At 41.6% G+C, this 19,872-nt stretch carries 17 protein-coding genes; 3 read left to right on the plus strand and 14 right to left on the minus strand.

Annotated features, from left to right (window positions below; all coding sequences use genetic code 11):
- Window positions 1-48: 48 nt before the first annotated feature.
- Window positions 49-1,908 carry a cation:proton antiporter gene (locus PAUR_RS16285; protein ID WP_192508805.1) on the plus strand — a complete coding sequence of 620 codons (1,860 nt, stop codon included), beginning with the start codon at window positions 49-51 and terminating at the stop codon, window positions 1,906-1,908.
- Window positions 1,909-1,961: 53 nt separating this feature from the next.
- Here the strand turns inward: PAUR_RS16285 and PAUR_RS16290 are convergent, their stop codons facing one another.
- From PAUR_RS16290 to PAUR_RS16340, 11 genes are all read right to left on the minus strand, one after another.
- Window positions 1,962-2,576, minus strand: coding sequence for a tetratricopeptide repeat protein (locus PAUR_RS16290; RefSeq protein ID WP_192508806.1), 615 nt, complete (start codon window positions 2,574-2,576; stop codon window positions 1,962-1,964).
- 114 nt (window positions 2,577-2,690) lie between these two features.
- Window positions 2,691-4,007: an adenylosuccinate synthase gene (locus PAUR_RS16295; RefSeq protein ID WP_192508807.1), complete on the minus strand. Its 1,317-nt coding sequence runs from the start codon at window positions 4,005-4,007 to the stop codon at window positions 2,691-2,693.
- Window positions 4,008-4,178: 171 nt separating this feature from the next.
- Window positions 4,179-5,057, minus strand: coding sequence for a protease modulator HflC (gene hflC, locus PAUR_RS16300; protein ID WP_192508808.1), 879 nt, complete (start codon window positions 5,055-5,057; stop codon window positions 4,179-4,181).
- A gap of 5 nt (window positions 5,058-5,062) precedes the next feature.
- Complete coding sequence (hflK, locus tag PAUR_RS16305; protein ID WP_192508809.1) at window positions 5,063-6,229, minus strand: FtsH protease activity modulator HflK; 1,167 nt, start codon at window positions 6,227-6,229, stop codon at window positions 5,063-5,065.
- Between the two features lie 103 nt (window positions 6,230-6,332).
- Window positions 6,333-7,619, minus strand: coding sequence for a ribosome rescue GTPase HflX (gene hflX / locus PAUR_RS16310; RefSeq protein ID WP_192508810.1), 1,287 nt, complete (start codon window positions 7,617-7,619; stop codon window positions 6,333-6,335).
- 18 nt (window positions 7,620-7,637) lie between these two features.
- Window positions 7,638-7,904 (minus strand): RNA chaperone Hfq, encoded by a 267-nt coding sequence (gene hfq, locus PAUR_RS16315; RefSeq protein WP_192508811.1) that lies wholly within the window; start codon window positions 7,902-7,904, stop codon window positions 7,638-7,640.
- A gap of 76 nt (window positions 7,905-7,980) precedes the next feature.
- Window positions 7,981-8,871 (minus strand): tRNA (adenosine(37)-N6)-dimethylallyltransferase MiaA, encoded by an 891-nt coding sequence (gene miaA / locus PAUR_RS16320; RefSeq protein ID WP_225738473.1) that lies wholly within the window; start codon window positions 8,869-8,871, stop codon window positions 7,981-7,983.
- 19 nt (window positions 8,872-8,890) lie between these two features.
- The gene (gene mutL / locus PAUR_RS16325) at window positions 8,891-10,810 is read right to left on the minus strand and encodes a DNA mismatch repair endonuclease MutL (RefSeq protein ID WP_192508813.1); all 1,920 of its coding nucleotides are present in this window, start codon (window positions 10,808-10,810) and stop codon (window positions 8,891-8,893) included.
- A 3-nt stretch (window positions 10,811-10,813) separates the two neighbouring features.
- Window positions 10,814-12,106, minus strand: coding sequence for an N-acetylmuramoyl-L-alanine amidase (locus PAUR_RS16330; protein ID WP_247670926.1), 1,293 nt, complete (start codon window positions 12,104-12,106; stop codon window positions 10,814-10,816).
- 55 nt (window positions 12,107-12,161) lie between these two features.
- Window positions 12,162-12,623 (minus strand): tRNA (adenosine(37)-N6)-threonylcarbamoyltransferase complex ATPase subunit type 1 TsaE, encoded by a 462-nt coding sequence (gene tsaE / locus PAUR_RS16335; protein WP_192508815.1) that lies wholly within the window; start codon window positions 12,621-12,623, stop codon window positions 12,162-12,164.
- 2 nt (window positions 12,624-12,625) lie between these two features.
- The gene (locus tag PAUR_RS16340) at window positions 12,626-14,122 is read right to left on the minus strand and encodes an NAD(P)H-hydrate dehydratase (RefSeq protein WP_192508816.1); all 1,497 of its coding nucleotides are present in this window, start codon (window positions 14,120-14,122) and stop codon (window positions 12,626-12,628) included.
- On the opposite strand from PAUR_RS16340, the gene queG reads away from it, so the two are divergent.
- Window positions 14,105-15,268: a tRNA epoxyqueuosine(34) reductase QueG gene (gene queG / locus PAUR_RS16345; protein ID WP_192508817.1), complete on the plus strand. Its 1,164-nt coding sequence runs from the start codon at window positions 14,105-14,107 to the stop codon at window positions 15,266-15,268. The genes PAUR_RS16340 and queG overlap by 18 nt on opposite strands.
- 2 nt (window positions 15,269-15,270) lie before the next feature.
- On the opposite strand, the gene PAUR_RS16350 is transcribed toward queG, so the two are convergent.
- The 3 genes from PAUR_RS16350 to PAUR_RS16360 form a co-directional block, all read right to left on the minus strand.
- Window positions 15,271-16,398, minus strand: a complete 1,128-nt coding sequence (locus PAUR_RS16350) for a response regulator (protein ID WP_192508818.1) — start codon at window positions 16,396-16,398, stop codon at window positions 15,271-15,273.
- Window positions 16,399-16,476: 78 nt separating this feature from the next.
- The gene (locus PAUR_RS16355) at window positions 16,477-18,423 is read right to left on the minus strand and encodes an ATP-binding protein (RefSeq protein WP_192508819.1); all 1,947 of its coding nucleotides are present in this window, start codon (window positions 18,421-18,423) and stop codon (window positions 16,477-16,479) included.
- Window positions 18,424-18,750: 327 nt separating this feature from the next.
- Window positions 18,751-19,245 carry a GNAT family N-acetyltransferase gene (locus PAUR_RS16360; protein ID WP_192508820.1) on the minus strand — a complete coding sequence of 165 codons (495 nt, stop codon included), beginning with the start codon at window positions 19,243-19,245 and terminating at the stop codon, window positions 18,751-18,753.
- A 72-nt stretch (window positions 19,246-19,317) separates the two neighbouring features.
- Here PAUR_RS16360 and PAUR_RS16365 point away from each other — a divergent pair, with 72 nt between their 5' ends.
- Window positions 19,318-19,863 (plus strand): glutathione peroxidase, encoded by a 546-nt coding sequence (locus PAUR_RS16365; protein ID WP_192508821.1) that lies wholly within the window; start codon window positions 19,318-19,320, stop codon window positions 19,861-19,863.
- Window positions 19,864-19,872: the final 9 nt, after the last annotated feature.

The following is a 19,872-nucleotide window of genomic DNA, read 5'->3' on the forward strand; positions in this document are numbered from 1 at the left end:
TAAGTTTGATGATTAATTTTGCTGAAGTTAAAGTCAGCTGGAGAAGATATGTCAGCTATTTATATTGCTGGAATCGCATTATGTTCTGTTTTTGCGCAGTGGCTTGCATGGGTATTTAAAGTCCCAGCCATACTTTTTCTGTTACTTGTCGGCTTATTACTTGGTCCAATTTCTGGCCAACTGAGCCCCGACGACTTGCTTGGCGATTTACTGTTTCCAATTGTCTCTTTATCCGTTGCCGTTATTCTCTTCGAAGGCGCATTAACTTTACATTTTAGAGAGCTAAAAGGCATAGGAAAAATAGTGCGGAACCTTTGCTCTATCGGCATGCTTGCTACGTTTATAATAATCGCACTCAGTGGTTACTTTATACTAAATTTAGACTGGCGTGTAGCTGGTGTGTTAGGTGCAGTACTCGTAGTGACCGGGCCCACGGTTATAGCGCCAATGCTCAATGCAATGCGCCCAACTCAAGATATTGACCGAGTCCTTCGTTGGGAAGGCATTGTGATCGACCCTATTGGCGCGCTATTTGCCGTATTAGTATTTGAAGCGGTTAGCTTTGTGGGTAAAGGAGAAGTGTTAAGTCATACATTGATTGCATTGTTTACCACATTAGGCGTCGGTTTAAGCGTTGGGATAGTGAGCGGCTGGCTAACAAGTTTACTTATTAGGCGAGAGTGGCTGCCTTATGAGTTACATAAATTTGGGATCTTGGCCCTCGTACTTTTTAGCTTCTCGCTATCAAATTTTCTTAGCCATGAATCTGGATTACTCGCAGTCACCGTATTTGGGATCTGGCTTGCTAATCAAGATGACTTAGAAATCGACTCTGTATTAGAATTTAAAGAAGATCTATCGATGATCTTAATCTCTAGTTTATTTATTTTGCTTGCAGCCCGACTTCAGATCAGCGACCTTATGCTGTTAGATATCAATATTTTTATATTTTTAGCCATTGTGCTATTTATCGCACGTCCAATCTGTATTGCAATTTCAACATTTAATAGTGACTTACCATTCAAGTCTCGCCTGCTACTTTCGTGGATTGCCCCCAGAGGCATTGTTGCTGCTGCGGTCGGATCTGTTTTTGCTCTAAGCATGCACGAATCAGGTATCGCTGATGCGAATAAAATCGTACCATTGATCTTTACGGTGATTATTGTCACGGTTGTTTTACAAAGCCTCACCGCGACCCCTTTGGCTAAATTACTTGGTGTGCGACAGCCTAGCCCTAATACTTTACTCATCATTGGGGCTAATCACGTTGCAAGAGCCATAGCATGTGGTCTTAAGGATCAAAACATTGAAGTGCATCTATCAGACCCTGCCTGGGAAAACTGTAAAATGGCAAGAATGGATGGACTACCATGTTATTACGGCAACCCACAGTCAGAACATGCTGAAAGATACTTACCTCTCACTAAACTAAAATCTGTTATCGCACTTTCACCTAACAGACACCACAATGCGCTAGGAGTGCAATACTTTTCGCACCTATTAAATGAGCAAAGCGTATTTTCATTGCGCTCATCAACTAACCACGCTAAAGCAAATAAAGACAGTGCTACTTTTTTATCTCGGCAAATATTATTTGGTGAACAAGGAAATTATGCACGACTAAGTAGCCTCATTGCGAAAGGAGGTAAAGTAAGTGCCACCCGATTGTCTGAAGAGTTCACTTGGGATCAATACCTTGAGGTTAATAAAGAAGCAATCCCTCTATTTATAATTTCAGAGCGAAGTAAAGAAGATGATCCTCTGATGATCAGACCTTTTATTATGGATATGAAAAAAGCACCTGAAGAAGGAGAGAAAATTGTGGCGATGCAACCTCCAAAAATGACCATATTAAAAGAGCCAAGCATCAATAAGGAGACGAATGAACAAGCCAGTATCGAAAGCTAAAATATGACAGAAAACATCTCATAATTGCTATATTTTTCGGAGCTTACTCATACTCACATTGGTAATCGAGCTCGGCGTACAACACTCTGTGGCATTTTCTGCGCAAGCTGACTCAACGCCCGCTCAATTTTCTTGTGCTGGGCTTTATCTGCTACAGCAGAATGAAACAACCAACGGTAAGCATCTTCATAATCTCTTGGACTACCATGCCCTTGATTAAATAGCCCGACTAAACGCAATTGCGCTTTTAAATTGCCCTGTGCAGCAGCTTCTCGTAAATAGGTAATCGCCATTGCCTTATCTGCTTGAACTAACTGACCCACATCATAGTACCGACCCAGTTGCTCTAACGCAGATGCTAAACCTTGCTCAGCTGCGCTACGCATGTAATATAAACCAAGCTCCACGTCTCTATCAACACACACTGCATATGCCAGCATATCGCCATACAAGAACTGGTATGAAGGCAACGCCATTGTCTCGGCCCTTGCTTCGATATCTTGCACTAATTGGCATTCATCGCTTTTTACCCGCTGTAAATGCTGATTTTTCTTTATGAGTTCGATTAACTCAGCTTGTGTATATAAGGGCACCGCTTCAATCGGTTCTTGCGCGGCATACACTTGCCAACAGAGTAAAAAGCTCAGACTACACCACTTTTTCAACATAAGTACCTTGCCGTCAATAACCACATACTCAAATATTTATACAAAGACTATACCAACAATCAAATTTTAGGTATAAAAAAAGCTGCAAAAGCAGCTTTTTTTATTTGGTGAAGTTTATTCGCCAAATGGGTTACGTAAAACCATGGTTTCTACGCGATCTGGGCCAGTTGAAATAATATCAATTGGCACACCAGTAATTTCTTCTAAACGCTTAACATAGTTAACAGCGGCTTCTGGAAGCTGTTCAACTGACGTTGCACCGAATGTATTCTCAGTCCAACCTGGCATTTCTTCATAAACTGGCGTTACTTTGTCATAACCTTCAGCAGCCAATGGTGTGATATTTGTTACCGTACCATCTTCTAGCTGATAACCAGTACAAATCTTAATTGTTTCTAAGCCATCTAATACATCAAGCTTGGTTAAACAAAAACCGGTAATGCTATTGATTTGAATTGCACGACGCATCGCAACAGCATCAAACCAACCAGTGCGACGTAAACGACCTGTCGTTGCACCAAACTCATGGCCTTTATCACCTAAATGCTTGCCTACAGGGTCTTGCTTATCTAAACCATCATATAGTTCAGTTGGGAAAGGACCAGAACCGACACGCGTGGTATATGCTTTTACAATACCAAGTACGTAATCTAAGTTTAACGGACCAAAACCAGCGCCTGTAGCAACGCCACCAGCGGTGGTATTTGAAGACGTTACATATGGGTACGTACCATGATCGATATCTAGTAATGTACCTTGTGCACCCTCAAATAAGATGTGTTCGCCCGCAGCACGCTTTTGATCAAGTAATTCTGTTACATCAACAACCATTGCTTTTAGGATTTCAGCAACAGCCATTGCATCATCATATGTCTTTTGGAAGTCTACTGCGTCAACTTTATAGTAATTAACAAGGGCAAAGTTATGGTACTCAAGAACTTCTTTCAATTTCGAAGCGAATAGCTCTGGGTTGAATAAGTCACCAACACGTAATCCACGACGGGCAACTTTATCTTCGTATGCTGGACCGATACCACGACCAGTTGTACCAATGGCTTTCTCACCACGCGCTAATTCACGTGCTTGGTCTAAAGCTACATGGTAAGGCAAAATAAGAGGGCAAGCTTCACTGATCAACAAACGCTCACGTACTGGTACGCCACGCTCTTCTAGCATGCCAATTTCTCTCATTAACGCATCTGGCGCTAAAACTACACCGTTACCGATAACGCACTGTACATTGTCACGTAACACACCTGACGGGATCAAGTGTAAAACGGTTTTTTCACCGTTTATGACCAATGTATGGCCTGCATTGTGGCCACCTTGATAGCGTACAACAAGAGAAGCCTTATCTGTAAGTAAGTCAACAACCTTACCTTTACCTTCGTCACCCCATTGGGTGCCTAATACAACGACGTTTTTACCCATTGCAAAATCACTTAGAAAAAATTAGGCGCAGATTTTACCAGAAAACCATGGTCAAGATCACCTTGTTTAGATTATTTTTTCTTCTTTCAATTTTATATATGCAAAACTCATTGAATTAAAAACAAAAAAAGCTCTGAAAAAATCAGAGCTTTTTATTCAGGTCAGTTTGTACTACTGCACATTTGGCCCTTTTAAGTAATTAAAGAAATCACTTTTTGGTGATAACACCATCACATCATTTTTATTTCTAAAGGTATTTTTATATGCCTCTAAAGAACGGACAAAACCAAAAAATTCAGGATCTTTGTTGTACGCATCCGCATAAATTTTAGCGGCTGTGGCATCACCTTCACCACGCACGCCTCGTGCATTTCGCTCTGCGTCAGCCAGCATAACCGTCACTCGGCGATCAACCTCAGCACGAATCGTCTCCGCTTTTTCTTGACCTTCAGAGCGGTGTTCTTTTGCCACCGCAGTACGCTCTGCGCGCATACGTTGATAAATAGAGTTGCTCACTTCATTAGGTAAGTTAATTTGCTTAACGCGTACATCTAACACTTCGATACCCAGCTCTTGCGCACTTTCAGACGCTTGCACCAATGCTTCAGCCATTAGCTCACTTCGCTCACCTGAAACAATTTCACGAATTGTACGAGAACCAAAATTCGTTCTTAAGCCATTATTTACTTTTTGCTTAAGGAGGGTTTCTGCATACTGCTTATCCCCTCTAGCACGCAAGTAAAATGAGCTAAAGTCATTAACACGCCACTTAACGAACGAGTCAACGATCAAATCTTTTTTCTCACTGGTTACAAACCGATCTGGCGCACCATCAAGTGTCTGTATACGCGCATCTAAACGACGAACTTGGCTAAAGAATGGGACTTTCAAATGTAACCCTGGCCCATAAACTACCGCTGTATCATCACTGTCTTTTTGTACTTTACTAAACAACAAAACAATGGCTCGCTGTCCCTCAGTCACCACAAATACAGATGAAAAAGACATGATCACCGCTAATAGTAATAGCACAACACTAAAGTTCTTCATTGCGATTACCTCCCATTGTTGAATCTGTCTTGTGTATAGCGATCATTACTGCTATTCACGGTGCTGTTACGAGATTGACCCAAGGTCTTGCGAAGTTGATTAATATCATTCTGACTTGGTAAGGTCATTGGATTAGTGCCCGTTGATTGATTCATAATTTTATCTAGTGGTAAATACATCATGTTGTTACCCCCATCAACGTCAACCAACACCTTAGTGCTATTTCCTAAAACTTCTTCCATTGCGTCAATATACAAACGCTGGCGTGTTACGTCTTTCGCTGCAATATATTCAGGTAACAGCTTTTCAAAGCGAGCAACCTCACCCTGAGCTTCTAGAGTAATACGTTCTCTATAACCTTCAGCTTCTTGCGTCATACGTGTAACACGACCACGTGCACTTGGTTCGATCTCACGTGCGTACGCCTCCGCTTCGCGAATAAAACGTTCTTCATCTTCTTGTGCTGCGATTGCATCATCAAAAGCATCTTTCACTTCTGATGGTGGACGCGAATCTTTAAAGTTCACATCTGTGACTAAGATACCCAAGTTATAGGGTTCAATGATTTTGTTTAGCTCATCCCAAGTGCGTTGACGAACCAATTCACGACCCGTTGTTAATACTTGATCCATCCGTGAATGACCAACAACATAACGAAGCGCACTGTCTAATGATTGCTGTAAACTGTGGTCCGCGTCTGTCACACTAAATTTATATAATGTTGGATCCATCACTCGATATTGCACTTCAAACTCAACGCTCACAACATTTTCATCTTCTGTAAGCATAAAGCCGGATGCTGATAATGAACGTACCGCTTCAATATTAATCGGAATAACACGTTCAATAAATGTCATTTTCCAACGTAAACCAGGTTCAGCAATACGATCAAATTTGCCAAATTGTAACACTATGCCACGTTCAGCTTCTTTAACGGTGTACATTCCACTCAACGCCCAAACAAGCGCCGCAATAAATAAAACAAAAATAATCCCTGCACCACCAATGCCACCATTGCCGCCGCCACCGGATTTGCCACCGAATAGACCACCAAATTTATTGCTGAACTTACGGAATACTTCATCTAGGTCAGGTGGGCCCTGATCTCGTCCACCACGGTTTTTCCATGGGTCGTTATCATTGCCATTATTACCCGGTTCATTCCAGGCCATAGCTATACTCCATTGTAATTAAAATGAATTAAGATAAATCTAACAAATATAGAACGCATCTCATACAAAAATGCGTGCAAAACTGTAATTTAATGTGAAAATTTTATTTTATGATAAAATTTTCTATCTCTGAGCCTTGCTCTTTCTTGAGCTTTTCCCAGTCGACATGCGGTACTCTCACATCGATTAACCAATTTCCATGCTCATCGAAGCTCTCTTTTTGTACCGCACTGAGATTAAACAGTGCGCCACGTAGACGCCCAAAACTCGCTGGAATACATAAACTTTCTGAGAAAATCTTCTTCGCAAGTAATTCTGAAATAGCTTGCGAAAGTAGCTCAACACCAGCACCGCTGTGTGCTGATAACCATACTCGAATCGGCATGCCTTCATCATTTCGATCGATTCGAGGCCTTACATCATCCAACAAATCTATCTTGTTATATATTAATAACTGCGGGATTTCATCTGCTTCAATCTCTGTTAAAACAGATTGTACCTCTTCTATATTCTCTTTTCTTCTACTATCCGCCGCATCAATCACATGAATTTGTAAATCAGCTTCTCTCGTCTCAGTAAGTGTTGCCTTAAACGCAGCAACTAAGTCATGTGGTAAATGTCGAATAAAGCCAACGGTATCAGCTAATATCACTGAACCTATGTCATCTATATGTAGCTTCCTGAGTGTCGGATCAAGTGTTGCAAATAATTGATCCGCCGCGTAAACGTCAGCATCCGTGATATGATTAAACAAAGTCGATTTACCTGCATTGGTATAGCCTACCAAAGAGACTGTCGGCACTTCATTTCTCGTACGCGCTCTGCGTCCCTGCTCTCGAACAGTCGCAACTTTATCTAAGCGTTTACGAATACTTTTAATTCGTTCGCGTAATAATCTACGGTCCGTTTCCAGCTGAGTTTCTCCTGGCCCTCGTAAACCAATACCACCTTTTTGGCGCTCTAAGTGAGTCCACCCTCGAATTAATCGCGTGGATACATGACGAAGTTGAGCTAACTCAACTTGCAATTTACCTTCGTGCGTTCTGGCACGCTGGGCGAAAATATCTAAAATCAGCGTCGTTCTATCTAACACTCGACACTGGCAGATACGTTCTAAATTTCGTTCTTGCGAAGGGCTGAGTTGGTGGTTAAATATGATGACGTCTGCATTGTGGATTTTGACAGTTTCAGCTATTTCTTCTGCTTTACCCGTACCGACGAATAGTTTGGCATGTGGTGATTGACGGCTGCCTTGCACAACCGTCAAACTACTAACACCAGCAGAAGATACCAACATTTCCAATTCATGAAGATCTTCACGATCTCCTTCATTAGGAAATTCGATATGTACTAAAACTGCCTGTTCGCCGGCTTCATAACGGTCAAACAAGCATTACGCTCCTAGTTTTTATTGATAGCTACCTTCATCGCCTTGCTCAGCAATTTCATTGCCTTGCGCACTTTGAAAATTAACCGCGCGCGCTGGCACAACGGTAGAAATAGCGTGCTTATAAACCATTTGGTTTACTGTATTTTCAAGCAAAATTACAAACTGGTCAAACGATTGAATTTTACCCTGTAATTTAATGCCGTTAACTAAAAAAATTGAAACAGGAATGCGCTCACGACGTAAGACATTCAAAAATGGGTCTTGTAACGATTGGCCTTTTGCCATTTTCTTTTCCTTCGTTCTAGGTGTTATTATAATTTCGCTGTCATCAAATCGGAACAGATTGATTTAACAACTACTATTAGCTTAGCGAAGTTAGTACGCGTTGCAAGTTTTCTTGATCATCAGTCTCTAACCAATTCACATTTGGCCAACTTCTTAACCAAGTTAGTTGGCGCTTCGCAAGTTGTCTGGTTGCCGCAATCCCTTTGAATACCATTTCGTCATGATCGCAGTTTCCCGCTAAATGCTCCCACATCTGTCGATAGCCAACACAGCGTATCGATGGTAAATCTGGGTGTAAGTCTCCACGCTGATATAAGGTCAAAACTTCATTTTTAAACCCCTGTTCTAACATTATATTAAATCTTTTTTCTATTCGCTCGTGCAATACTTTACGATCATGTGGTGCAATCACGAATTGGTGAAATTGATACGGCAATGTAGGCTGTTTTTGCTTCTGTAAAACGGTCATCGTTTGCCCAGTTAACCTATACACTTCTAATGCACGATTAATACGCTGAGAATCATTTTCACTGATTTTTGCTGCTGCATCAGGATCAATATTGGTTAATTCTTGATGTAAAGCAGCCCATCCATGCGCTTTTGCTTGCGCTTCTAGCTCACTACGTACTGCGGTATCAGCCTCTGGCAATGGTGATAAGCCTTCAATTAATCCCTTAAAATACATCATAGTACCACCAACTAAGATAGGTACTTTTCCTTGCTTATGCAACATATCGATTTTTTCAATCGCATCACGACGAAAATCGGCCACAGAATAACTTTCGAGTGGATCTAACATATCAATCAGGTGATGTGGCGCAAGAGATAATTCGTCAGCGTTAGGTTTAGCGGTGCCAATATTCATGCCTTTATAAACCAAAGCTGAATCAACACTTATCACTTGTGTATCTAAATGTTGGCATAGTGCTATGGCCAACGCCGTTTTTCCAGCGGCGGTCGGGCCCATTAGTGTTACAACCGGTAAATTACTCACTCTCAGACCTTTGCTGTAATAACGTCAAAAATATACTGGGATCTATTTTAACTGCTTTTTCCTGAATGCGCGCCAAACATTCGGTATTTTTTTCTACTGCAGGTTGAATCTTTGCAAAATGCTCCGATTCAAAATAGCGTGTGGGTGTATGGCTATTGAGCCATTCAAGCCACTGCTCTAATGACTCAGAGCCTGCTGTACAGCCAATCAATAGCTCCGTCATAAATGTTGCGACATCAATACTGTATAAGCTCATTGGCATTTTTTTTATCATTGCATATTGCTCAAACAATGAAATTTCAAACCCCAATAAGGTTAACCATGAACTTTGGTTACGCAACTTTGCAAGGTCCGCTTTTTCCAAGTTAACTCTAACGGGTAATAACAACGCTTTCCCCAACAATGCAGCATCCTGCTCAATGACTTTTTGCCAGTAAATCGTCAAAGCATATTCAAAGTGCGAAATACAGATATCGCTACCTTGCTTAATTAACACCGCACCATTGGGCATACTCAACCAAGAAATTGGCTTAACGGAATTTACCGTTGGCTCTGCTACCTCAACGACATTATCAAAATAGCTGGCCTGTTGATGAGATAACCCCTGATAAAGCTGATTTGCATTATATTTCCGAGCGTTATGCTGTGGTTGCGTAGAATGAGCGACATAACCCGCCTCATCACTTTTTCCGCTTGCTCCTCGTTCACTACCAGAACGACAACTACCTTCTGAGCCCTTTTGGCGCATACTCATGTCTGTAGAATTGTGATTCCCCACTAAATCAGCGTAATCGCCATTCGTTTCATTAACGCTTTGCAGCGAACTACGATATGCTTGGTGCTGTTCATCCTCTTGATGCTGCGTTTGCATAGCGTAAGGTTCATCAGCCAATCCAACCTGTTCGCTTTCCAAAGACCCAGCTTGGTCAGCGGGCAATACAACTTGCTTAATCGCTTGCACAATAAAGTCATGCACTAATCTCGCCTGATGAAAACGTACTTCATGTTTGGCCGGGTGTACGTTGACATCCACCTGTCGTGGATCAATATCAACATAAATCACAAACCCCGGCAAAGCCAGCTCACCAACCACCTCTTCAAAAGCTTGTCGAATAGCATGCAGTATCAGTTTGTCGCGCATCATACGCCCATTTACATAGCTGTATTGCGTGGTATTACTACTGCCGACAGGCATAACCCAACCATTCAGTTTTAAGCCATCTGAACCTGACTCAATAAATGATGCACACTGTTCAAACTCTTTCCCAGCAACTTGCGCCACCCGTTTAACACCGTGTGCGCTCTCTCTAGCACGGTATTGCCGCACAACCTTTTGGTTATGGGTTAACGTCAATGAAATATCAAATCGACTCAGAGCTATCCGTTTGAGTAACTCGTCAATGTGGCTAAACTCTGTTTTTTCTGTTCGTAAAAATTTACGACGAGCTGGCGTATTAAAGAAAAGGTCTTTCACTTCAATGGTCGTCCCTACGGGGTGAGCCGTGGGTTGGATTTTAACCGCCATATCTCGGCCTTCAGCAAATGCTTGCCACGCCGTTTCTTGTTCCTGTGGTTTAGAGCTTAATGTCAGTCGTGAAACCGAACTAATCGATGCAAGCGCTTCTCCGCGAAAACCCAGCGATGATATACACTCTAAGTCATCAAGGCTTTTTAGCTTACTGGTTGCGTGTCGCGATAACGCTAATGTTAGCTCATCTTTCTCAATCCCTTTACCGTTATCTCTAATGCGAATAAGTTTATGGCCACCCCGTTCAATATCAATGTGAATTTTAGTGGCACCTGCATCGATGCTATTTTCAACCAGCTCTTTAACCACTGACGCTGGACGCTCAACCACCTCACCGGCGGCTATTTGGTTCGCTAAACGGGCTGGAAGGATTTCTATACTCATACTCTACGCTTTTGGGATAGTCAGAATTTGGCCAATGTATAAGGTATTTTTCTTCAAACGGTTGTGTTTTTTCAAAGCCGTCACGGTGGTGCCATAACGACTCGCCAACACACTCAAAGATTCTCCTCTTTTCACTTTATGCTTAACCGGTGTATTATTTTTTAAACTTGCAAATAAGGAATTATCTGGCGGGTTCCGTTTGTAGTAATTACGAATAGAAACAAATATAGCGCTAGCAAGCTTTTGTTGATGCTCTGCCGTATTCAACTTCCGCTCTTCTCGCGGATTAGAAATAAAACCAGTCTCGACCAAAATAGAAGGTATATCTGGTGATTTTAGTACACCAAAGTTAGCAGCTTGTGGCTTCTTTTTATGTAATTTCGAAACGCTTCTTAACTCTTTTACAACTTCATCAGCCACTTGAAATGCTGTTTTCATAGAATGATCCATCGACATATCTAACAAAGCTTTTGCCAAATATTTCTCATTAGCAGTGTCTTTAATTAGCCCAGCAGCACCTCCTAATAACTGGGAATGCTTTTCTTTATCTTCTAACCACTTACCAATTTCAGAATTCGCGCGTCGTAATGACAAAACCCATACGGAAGTGCCGTTAGGGCCTGGACTCGAAAATGCGTCTGCATGTACCGAAACAAAGAAATCAGCGCGTTTTTCTCTTGCTCGTGCCGTTCGGGTATTTAACTTTAAATAGTAATCCCCTGTACGAATTAAACGCGCTTTCATTCCTGGCTCTTTATCAACTAATCGGGCGATCCTTTTGGCAATTTGTAATGTTACATTTTTTTCATACGTGCCCGAGGGCCCTATCGAACCAGGATCTTCTCCACCATGTCCTGCATCAATCGCAATGACAATATCTCTGTCAGCAACGCGGGTACGTTTCTTTGCGTTGATTTTATCAGCACTGCGTGAAGTTGTATTTGTTGAATATAAATCGACAACTAATCTATTTTTATAAGGCCCTGTCGGTGCCAACGCAAAAATCACAGGCTTAACCGCACCACTTAGTTCAAACACCACTCGCGTACTGTTCTTTTTCTTTGGCTTACTGTAGCGTAATTTACTAATTAGCTTATGCTTTTTTGGTACAGTCGGTAAATACTTTGCCTGCTGCGTACCTTGCAAATCAACGACTAAGCGCAACGGGTTTTTCAGCATAAAATAACTAAAGTCAGGCTTAGACGACATGTCGAAAACCACTCGGGTACTATCTGGAGAGGGCCATACACGAACGCCTTCCATTTTATTTTTAGCTAACACTACCGCACTGTTCATAAAACACAGTAATAAAGCACATAGCACTACAATATGATGTACAAAGCGTCTCATTTTATTCCAAATTACTGATAATATTTTTACCGCGCTCACTCTGTGCTGTAATTGTCACGCTGCGCTGTTGATCTTGATATTTCATCTCTATATTTAAATCTGGCGTTGGAATAAAGCCGCCCCCTTTTTCAGGCCATTCAATAATACAAATTGCACTTTCAGCAAAATAATCTCGAATCCCCATATATTCCAACTCTTCTGGATCACCAAGTCGATATAGATCAAAATGATATACTGAGACATCTTTGAGCTCATAGGGTTCAACCAACGTATATGTTGGGCTTTTCACTTTACCTGTGTGACCTAAGCCCTGAACGATACCTCGACTTAGTGTGGTTTTCCCTGCACCTAAGTCACCATGGAGGAACAATACAGCCCCTTTATTTATTACTTGAGACAAGCATTGTCCCATTTTAACCGTTGCCGCTTCATCAGCTAAATGTAGGCAAAAAACATCATTCATGTTCACCCCAGTAAACGTCTAATATGCTCAAATAAATCACTGGCAAGTAGTCCTTTTTCACCATCGGTTGCCGCTTTTTCTGCTGCTAATCCATGAATATACACAGCCAAACTCGTTGCGGCAAATTTCTCCATACCTTGTGCAAGTAAGCCCGCAATTATACCAGATAACACATCCCCCATCCCAGCACTGGCCATTGCTGAACTTCCCGAACGGTTAATATTCATACGGCCACAGTGATAAACTATGCTGCCTGGACCTTTGAGTACAACCGTACTGTGATATGCATGCGCTAAAAATGACGTTGTCGTGAATCTATCCGACAGTTCGATGTCTGAATCATTTTCTATCAGTCGCTTGGCTTCGCCAATATGCGGTGTGATCACGCTATCACTAAAACGCTGCTGAGTATTTGCTAATAAGTTAAGTCCATCTGCATCGCATACAATCGTCCGCTCAAATTCGAAACACCTCTTAAACAGCGTTTGCGCCCATGCATCTTGTCCTAAACCAGGGCCTATCACCAACACATCAGCTTTGATAAATAAATTATCAATTGCTTCTTGCTCGTTGTTCAATGATCTCACTCCATGAACCATAAGTTCGTAACGTCCTTGTTGTACCAATGCGACATTATCAGCGTGTGTTAATACACTCACTAAACCTGCGCCCGCTCTTAAACATGCCTCACTGGCCAATCGAATCGCGCCACCCATCCCTTTATTCCCACCAATGAGTAAAACATGGCCGCATTGGTTTTTATAACAATCTGGGTCCCGATTTAGCCTCTGCGCCATAAAGGTTTGCTGAGCACTGTAATGAACGGCAGCTTTTACACGTGCTGAAAAAACTTCCGCAATGCCAAGGGGTGCAAATAGCAGTTTTCCACAAAAATGCTTTGCTCTCCCTGTCAACATACCTTGTTTTAACGCGATGAAAGTCATCGTAATTGTGGCTTCAAAAGCGCCCTCAGCGACCACTCCAGAAGACGCATCAATGCCACTTGGCACATCAATACTTAACCGCATTGCCGAGCTACAATTGCAATAATCAAATATCGTCTTGATTGATGCACTCAATTCACCAGAATAACCCGTGCCAAAAACACCATCAACTATCACATCATAGCTGCCTCTTTCAGCAAAGTTTGCTATAAAAGGCACTTTAGCGGATACAGCTTTCTCATAAGCACTCTGTGCATCTCCAGTTAATAACTGTGGAGAAAACAGACTCACCACCGAAACGACTCTGCCCGTCATATGAAGTAAACGCGCCAATAAATAGGCATCTCCGGCATTATTTCCTTTACCCGCAAGAATAAGAATGCGTTCAGCATTCAGCAGCTCATGATCAAATAAAGAAAATACCGCATCTGCGGCTCGCTCCATCAGGTGCGATAAGCTAATGCCTATCTCGCTGGCAGCCTGACCTTCATTGTCCTTTACTTGCTGGGCCGTATACGCAAACTGTGGTAAATTACCATGGTATTTAGCTTCCAAGATCGATTTCCTGTGACTATCACTCATATTGACTATATTGAACTCGCAAAAAAAATTAAGCAATGGGGCGTAGAGCTTGGCTTCGCTGAAGTTGGTATCACTGACATTGATCTCAGCCAACATGAAGCGCAGTTGCAGCGTTGGTTAGACAATGGGTACCACGGGGAAATGGCGTATATGGCCGCACACGGTATGAAACGAGCACGCCCTGCGGAACTTGTGCCAGATACCCAACGCGTCATCTCAGTCAAAATGAATTATCTACCTCCTGATGCCAGTTTTGCCAAGGCGCTCAGTAATAAACAAACAGCTTACATCAGCCGCTATGCACTCGGTCGCGATTATCATAAAGTAATGCGCAACAGGTTAAAAAAACTAGGCCAAAAAATTGAACGTGAAGTTGAACAACTGGGATACCGACCTTTTGTCGACTCTGCACCAGTCCTTGAACGCCAACTTGCTGAAAAAGCGGGGCTTGGCTGGCGCGGAAAAAATAGTTTACTGATCAATAAAAAAGCTGGGTCATGGTTTTTCTTAGGTGAGCTGTTTGTCAGTATTCCATTACCCATTGATAATCCCAATGAATCTGAAGGCTGTGGAAAGTGTAATGCCTGCATCACTTTATGCCCAACAGGCGCAATCGTTGAACCTTATGTGGTTGACGCACGAAAATGTATTTCTTATCTTACAATTGAGCTACAAGGCGCAATCCCAGAACAGTATAGAGCACTATTAGGTAATCGAATTTATGGCTGTGATGACTGTCAATTAGTTTGTCCGTGGAACCGCTTTGGCCAACTCACTGATGAACAAGACTTTCACCCTCGTCAAAGTATCAAAGACCAAGATCTAATAACCTTATTCTCTTGGGACGAAGCAACATTCTTAAAAAATACTGAAGGCAGCCCAATCAGACGTATTGGGCATGAACGCTGGCTCCGTAATATTGCAGTAGGGTTGGGTAATGCAGACTACAACCCCGCTATCATTCAGCTACTAACTGAGCGGCATCAGCATACATCGCCGCTCGTACAAGAACATATTGAGTGGGCTATTTCCCAGCAGAATGAAAAACAAATTAATACCGAGCGAAAACAAGCACGCCTGATAAGGATTATTGAAAAAGGCCTGCCTCGAGACGCATAGCGCTAAGACTTATCAGTTAATAATGATAAGTCCCCTTCAATCTCTTTAAAAGCGCTTTGCACCATTTCAATCGCTTCCTCACGCGCCACTGAATTTTGAATTGCCTCATCTACATTACTAAAAATGAAAATTTCTTGGTCCTCGTCTAAACCCATTGTCGGGATCTTAGATTCAAAGCGCTCTTGTAGTGATCTAAACACAGATTCATTTTGTCGCCGATTTGTGTTAAGCATCCCCATAAGACTTTTAAATTTACCATTGATCATTGTGAGGGCATTATCTAAATTGTCTTTTTGTGTGTTAAGTTCTTTACGCGTCATAATTGCAAGTAGCTGCTGCTCTGTCACACTGACCAAAAAACAAATATGGTCACGAATACGCCCATGCTTATTTTCATCGTTAGGCATATTTAGAATCAAAACACTCACCAAATCGTAGTTTACCAGTATACGACTGGTGAATTCATGAAGGCGTCCTTTTGACTTTAATATATCAAATAGCTCCACCACAATTGGTGAACATAAGCCACTGGTGGCAAAGTGGAGACGTTGTGTATCAACTCGCACCTCAACATTGCAGTTCAAGCCAAAACTAGATAAGCATTTTATCATCGCATTAATTAATGTGGAAACATCATCAACCTGTGAAATTTGTTCGATATAATTAACGATTTGCCCCATTTCACTACTGGTAGCCATTGCATCAAATGCGGTTGATGTCGCATCTTCTACTTGCTGTTCCAATATGTCTTTATCTAATAACATTTGACTTAAGTTCATCAGCTTACTTTTGAGCTCGCCTTGGCCAAACGGCTTAACGATATAATCTTCAGCACCAACAGCATACCCCTCCATACGCTCTTCGACAGAACCCCTTGCAGAAACAAACATAACCACAATATGGTGAGTCTCCGGATTCGCTTTGATCGCCCGACAAACATCATAACCATTCATTTGGGGCATGCTCACATCGAGCAATATTACCTGAGGGTCAAATGTTTCAATGATCTCTAAACACTCAGGTCCGCTACTGGCTGTCAGCAAATCAAAATTCAGGTCTTCTAGAATTTCTTCCAGTATTTCCAAATTAAACGGTTCATCATCGACGGCTAAAATACGCTGAAGGGCCATATGTCTATTCCTTTTGTATGTTTGTCACTAACTTTAGTTATAGTCGTGATTTTCGTGATTGCTAACTACTTCAACTGTTTAATGTTGGCTTAATGGCAATTCAATAAACACAGTTGCACCGCCACATGCGTTGTTATTGACATAAATACAGCCTTTATGAAGCAACACAAACTCTTTGCATATCGCCAAGCCTAAACCTGTACCACCGGCACCACTATTCGTTTTACTACTTTGCACAAACTTAGAAAAAACCTGCTCTAATTCATCGTCAGGAATTCCCATTCCTTGATCACTAATTGCAACGTTTACCTTATGGTCTGAAAGCGTAACATCAACAATCACTTGACTGTTCTCAGGACTAAATTTCAACGCGTTTCCTAGCACATTACGGACTATTTGATTTATTTGCTCTTGATCGCAATACAATAAAATAGGTGCTTCAGGCACATTTAATTCTACCTGTATTTTCTTTGCTAAGGCGCTCCCTGCAACATCATCAATACCTGTTTTCAAAATGCCTGTGAAATTATGGTTACTAGGATTAAATGGAAAGCGCCCAGCATCTAAACGAGATAAATCCAATAAATTGTTCAACAAAAGCAGCAGTCGCTCACCGCTGGTCTCTATCCTCGACAGGTATTTCTGTAGCTTTTCAAGTGGTGCCTCTCCAGAATTTAACTTGTCTAAACCAAATCGAGCGAAACTCAAAATTGAATGCATAGGCGTGCGTAATTCATGAGACATATTCGCTAAAAACTCGGATTTACTTAAATTCGCAGCTTCGGCGGCCTCTTTTGCACTTTGCAGTTGTGCTGTGCGTGCCTGGACTTCAGCTTCTAAAACTTCTTTAGCTTCTTCAAGCACCTGTTGTTTTTTCTTTAAATGCGCAACATTTTTAAAAATAACAGCAAAAGCAATCTCTCCATGGTGGTCAATTTCATTAAACGTGCCCATCAAGGGGATATCCCCCGATGTTTGCGGCAAAACTAACTCACAATTAAAATGTCGCTGGATGCCAACTTCCTTAATTGCTACTTTTAATGTGTCAGTACAGTCTGTTGCAAACAGATCATAGATAGAACGCGCTTGTATCTCGCTTTGTGACAATTTAAGTAACCGCATCGAAGCATCATTTGCTTCAATGATGGCGCCATTTCGTTTAAATAATACAATGGGATCCGGTGTATGCTTATAAATCACCCGCAATAAGCTGTCGCGCTCAATTAATGCATCAACGGTTTCTTGCAATCGTTCAACAAGCTCTTGATTATGCCGCCGTAACAACTCAGTTTGCCAAAGCTTATGCAGTGATTGTAATAATTCACTTTCATCAAAAGGCTTAGTTAAGACATCTTCAGCCCCTTGACGAATTGCTTCCATCATATCAACTTGGCTCGCACGGGATGTAAACAGTAGGCATCGACAGTTTGGGTTCAGTGTTTTCAATTGCACGAATATCTCAACACCCGTTCCCACTTGAAGATTGAAGTCACTGATCAATAAATCAATATGTTGTTTTTCTGCGACAGCAACAGCTTCTTCTAAAGAGCGTGCTGTAAATACCACCAGTTGCGCCCCTCTTAAGCTAGTCGCTAACTCATCTAAGCGGTCATCTGCGTGATCCACCAGCAGCACAGTTGGCAAGACTAAACGCTGATTGGCCCCCACTTCTAAGACTCGCTCTAGCAAATGTGTGATTTCCTTATTCGCAAAGAACGGATAAATCACAATACCATTAGGCAAAGCTTTATTAAACTGGCTAAAGACCTCTAAATGTTCAGTATTATCAGGCTTTGGGGCTAAAAGAATTAACTTACAGTGTTCTTTTAAGGGTAATAAAACCGTTAAATAGTCACTGGGGATCCCATGAGCAATCGCAATAACATCATAACTAGAGAATTGAATACCTTCATCGAGCATATTGTAATGAATATGTTCTACTTCCCCACCTAACAGCTCAAAGAGTACTTTTAAGCGCATCGCAAGCACGCTGTTACTGTCTACAATTAGTACTTTATTCGACATAGTCTATTTCTATTTCCGTGTTCTAACACACAAAAGTGTAGTCGAATTTTAGGGGCTGCTGATCTTTCAGGTTCATTTTTGCAGCAGTTTGATTGGATTTTATACAAGGCAGAGGCTGCGTAGCATGGTTGTTCCATGTGAGTCAGCCGATAACATAGTAGAAAAGCCAATCAAACGCTGCCTACCGGTTCTTTTGTGCAGCCCTTTCTCTTTGTTGCTTAATATTCGCTTAGATCACTAGGCCACATATTAAGCGCCGCGATAAAAGCACGCTCAAAGAGAACAAAAATAGAACAGCAAAGATCAACAGCCCCTAATACTTGCGATTTAAGGTAAAGATAATTGTTTACCAAATATAGCTAAGCTATAGCGTTTTTGGTCCATTTTAGCTATATCGGGTAATTCTCCCCAACGGCTATAACCTTGTCGTTCAAACAGTTTTATACTGGGCTTATTATGAGAAAAAATAAACCCAAGTAATGTATCTACTGCAATATTCCTTGCATGCTGTTCAGCAAATTGCAGTAATGTTGTACCAAGTCCATTGCCTTGAGTATGCTCGGTAATATAAATACTCAGTTCACACGTTCCAATATAAGCAGGTCGACCATAGAATGATTTAAAGCTTAGCCAAGCTAGCACCTCTCCCGCCTCTTCATACACAAAAAGTGGACGTTCAGCATTATGACTAAAAAACCAGGCTTTACGCGCTTCAACCGTCGTAGGCTCGGTCTCAGCAGTGACCATTCGACTGGCTATTGTTTCATTATAAATTGACACAATAGCGGGTAAATCTATCTCGCGAGCAACTCGTATATTCATAGTGTAATAAAATTGATCAATTTAAGGTCTATTGACGTATCATAAGCAAGTTCAACTAACAAAGGAAAGCCAATGCTTAACAAACTACTGCAACTGAGCCTACTTGCATCCAGCCTCTTAATGAGCACCTATACGCTGTCTTCTACTTGTGATGACTTTACTAACGTTGAATTAAGAAAATTGCGTTCTAAAGAAACCCTCAATTTATGCCAGTTTAAAGACAAACCATTGCTTATCGTAAATACAGCCAGTAATTGTGGTTTTACGGGCCAATTTGAGGATTTAGAAAAGCTCCATAAAAAGTATAAAGACCAAGGTTTGGTTGTGCTTGGTTTTCCTTCGGACGATTTTTTTCAAGAAGAAGACGATGAGCAAGATACTGCAAAAGTCTGCTTTGTAAACTACGGCGTGACGTTCAATATGTTTGCAACATCTGATGTACGAGGGGATAGTGCTAACCCTATTTTTAAACATCTTGGAAACCAAACAAGTTCACCAAAATGGAACTTCTACAAGTACCTTGTCTCCGCCGATAGAAAATCAATTACTCACTTTAACAGTCGTACTAAGCCTTTATCAGACGAAATGGTGAGTGCAGTTGAAAAAGCATTACAATGATATCGTGAG

Source organism: Pseudoalteromonas aurantia 208 (assembly GCF_014858725.1).
In the GTDB taxonomy this organism is placed as follows: Bacteria; Pseudomonadota; Gammaproteobacteria; order Enterobacterales; family Alteromonadaceae; genus Pseudoalteromonas; species Pseudoalteromonas aurantia.

Bases quoted from the DNA above. Each gene is read 5' to 3' on its own strand.
- PAUR_RS16355 (WP_192508819.1), bottom strand. From the start codon at position 18,423: ATGTCGAATAAAGTACTAATTGTAGACAGTAACAGCGTGCTTGCGATG.
- hflK (WP_192508809.1), bottom strand. From the start codon at position 6,229: ATGGCCTGGAATGAACCGGGTAATAATGGCAATGATAACGACCCATGG.
- PAUR_RS16350 (WP_192508818.1), bottom strand. From the start codon at position 16,398: ATGGCCCTTCAGCGTATTTTAGCCGTCGATGATGAACCGTTTAATTTG.
- hflC (WP_192508808.1), bottom strand. From the start codon at position 5,057: ATGAAGAACTTTAGTGTTGTGCTATTACTATTAGCGGTGATCATGTCT.
- miaA (WP_225738473.1), bottom strand. From the start codon at position 8,871: ATGGGCCCGACCGCCGCTGGAAAAACGGCGTTGGCCATAGCACTATGC.
- PAUR_RS16295 (WP_192508807.1), bottom strand. From the start codon at position 4,007: ATGGGTAAAAACGTCGTTGTATTAGGCACCCAATGGGGTGACGAAGGT.
- tsaE (WP_192508815.1), bottom strand. From the start codon at position 12,623: ATGAATGATGTTTTTTGCCTACATTTAGCTGATGAAGCGGCAACGGTT.
- queG (WP_192508817.1), top strand. From the start codon at position 14,105: ATGGTATTTAGCTTCCAAGATCGATTTCCTGTGACTATCACTCATATT.
- PAUR_RS16290 (WP_192508806.1), bottom strand. From the start codon at position 2,576: ATGTTGAAAAAGTGGTGTAGTCTGAGCTTTTTACTCTGTTGGCAAGTG.
- PAUR_RS16365 (WP_192508821.1), top strand. From the start codon at position 19,318: ATGCTTAACAAACTACTGCAACTGAGCCTACTTGCATCCAGCCTCTTA.
- mutL (WP_192508813.1), bottom strand. From the start codon at position 10,810: ATGAGTATAGAAATCCTTCCAGCCCGTTTAGCGAACCAAATAGCCGCC.
- PAUR_RS16330 (WP_247670926.1), bottom strand. From the start codon at position 12,106: ATGAACAGTGCGGTAGTGTTAGCTAAAAATAAAATGGAAGGCGTTCGT.
- PAUR_RS16360 (WP_192508820.1), bottom strand. From the start codon at position 19,245: ATGAATATACGAGTTGCTCGCGAGATAGATTTACCCGCTATTGTGTCA.
- hfq (WP_192508811.1), bottom strand. From the start codon at position 7,904: ATGGCAAAAGGCCAATCGTTACAAGACCCATTTTTGAATGTCTTACGT.
- PAUR_RS16285 (WP_192508805.1), top strand. From the start codon at position 49: ATGTCAGCTATTTATATTGCTGGAATCGCATTATGTTCTGTTTTTGCG.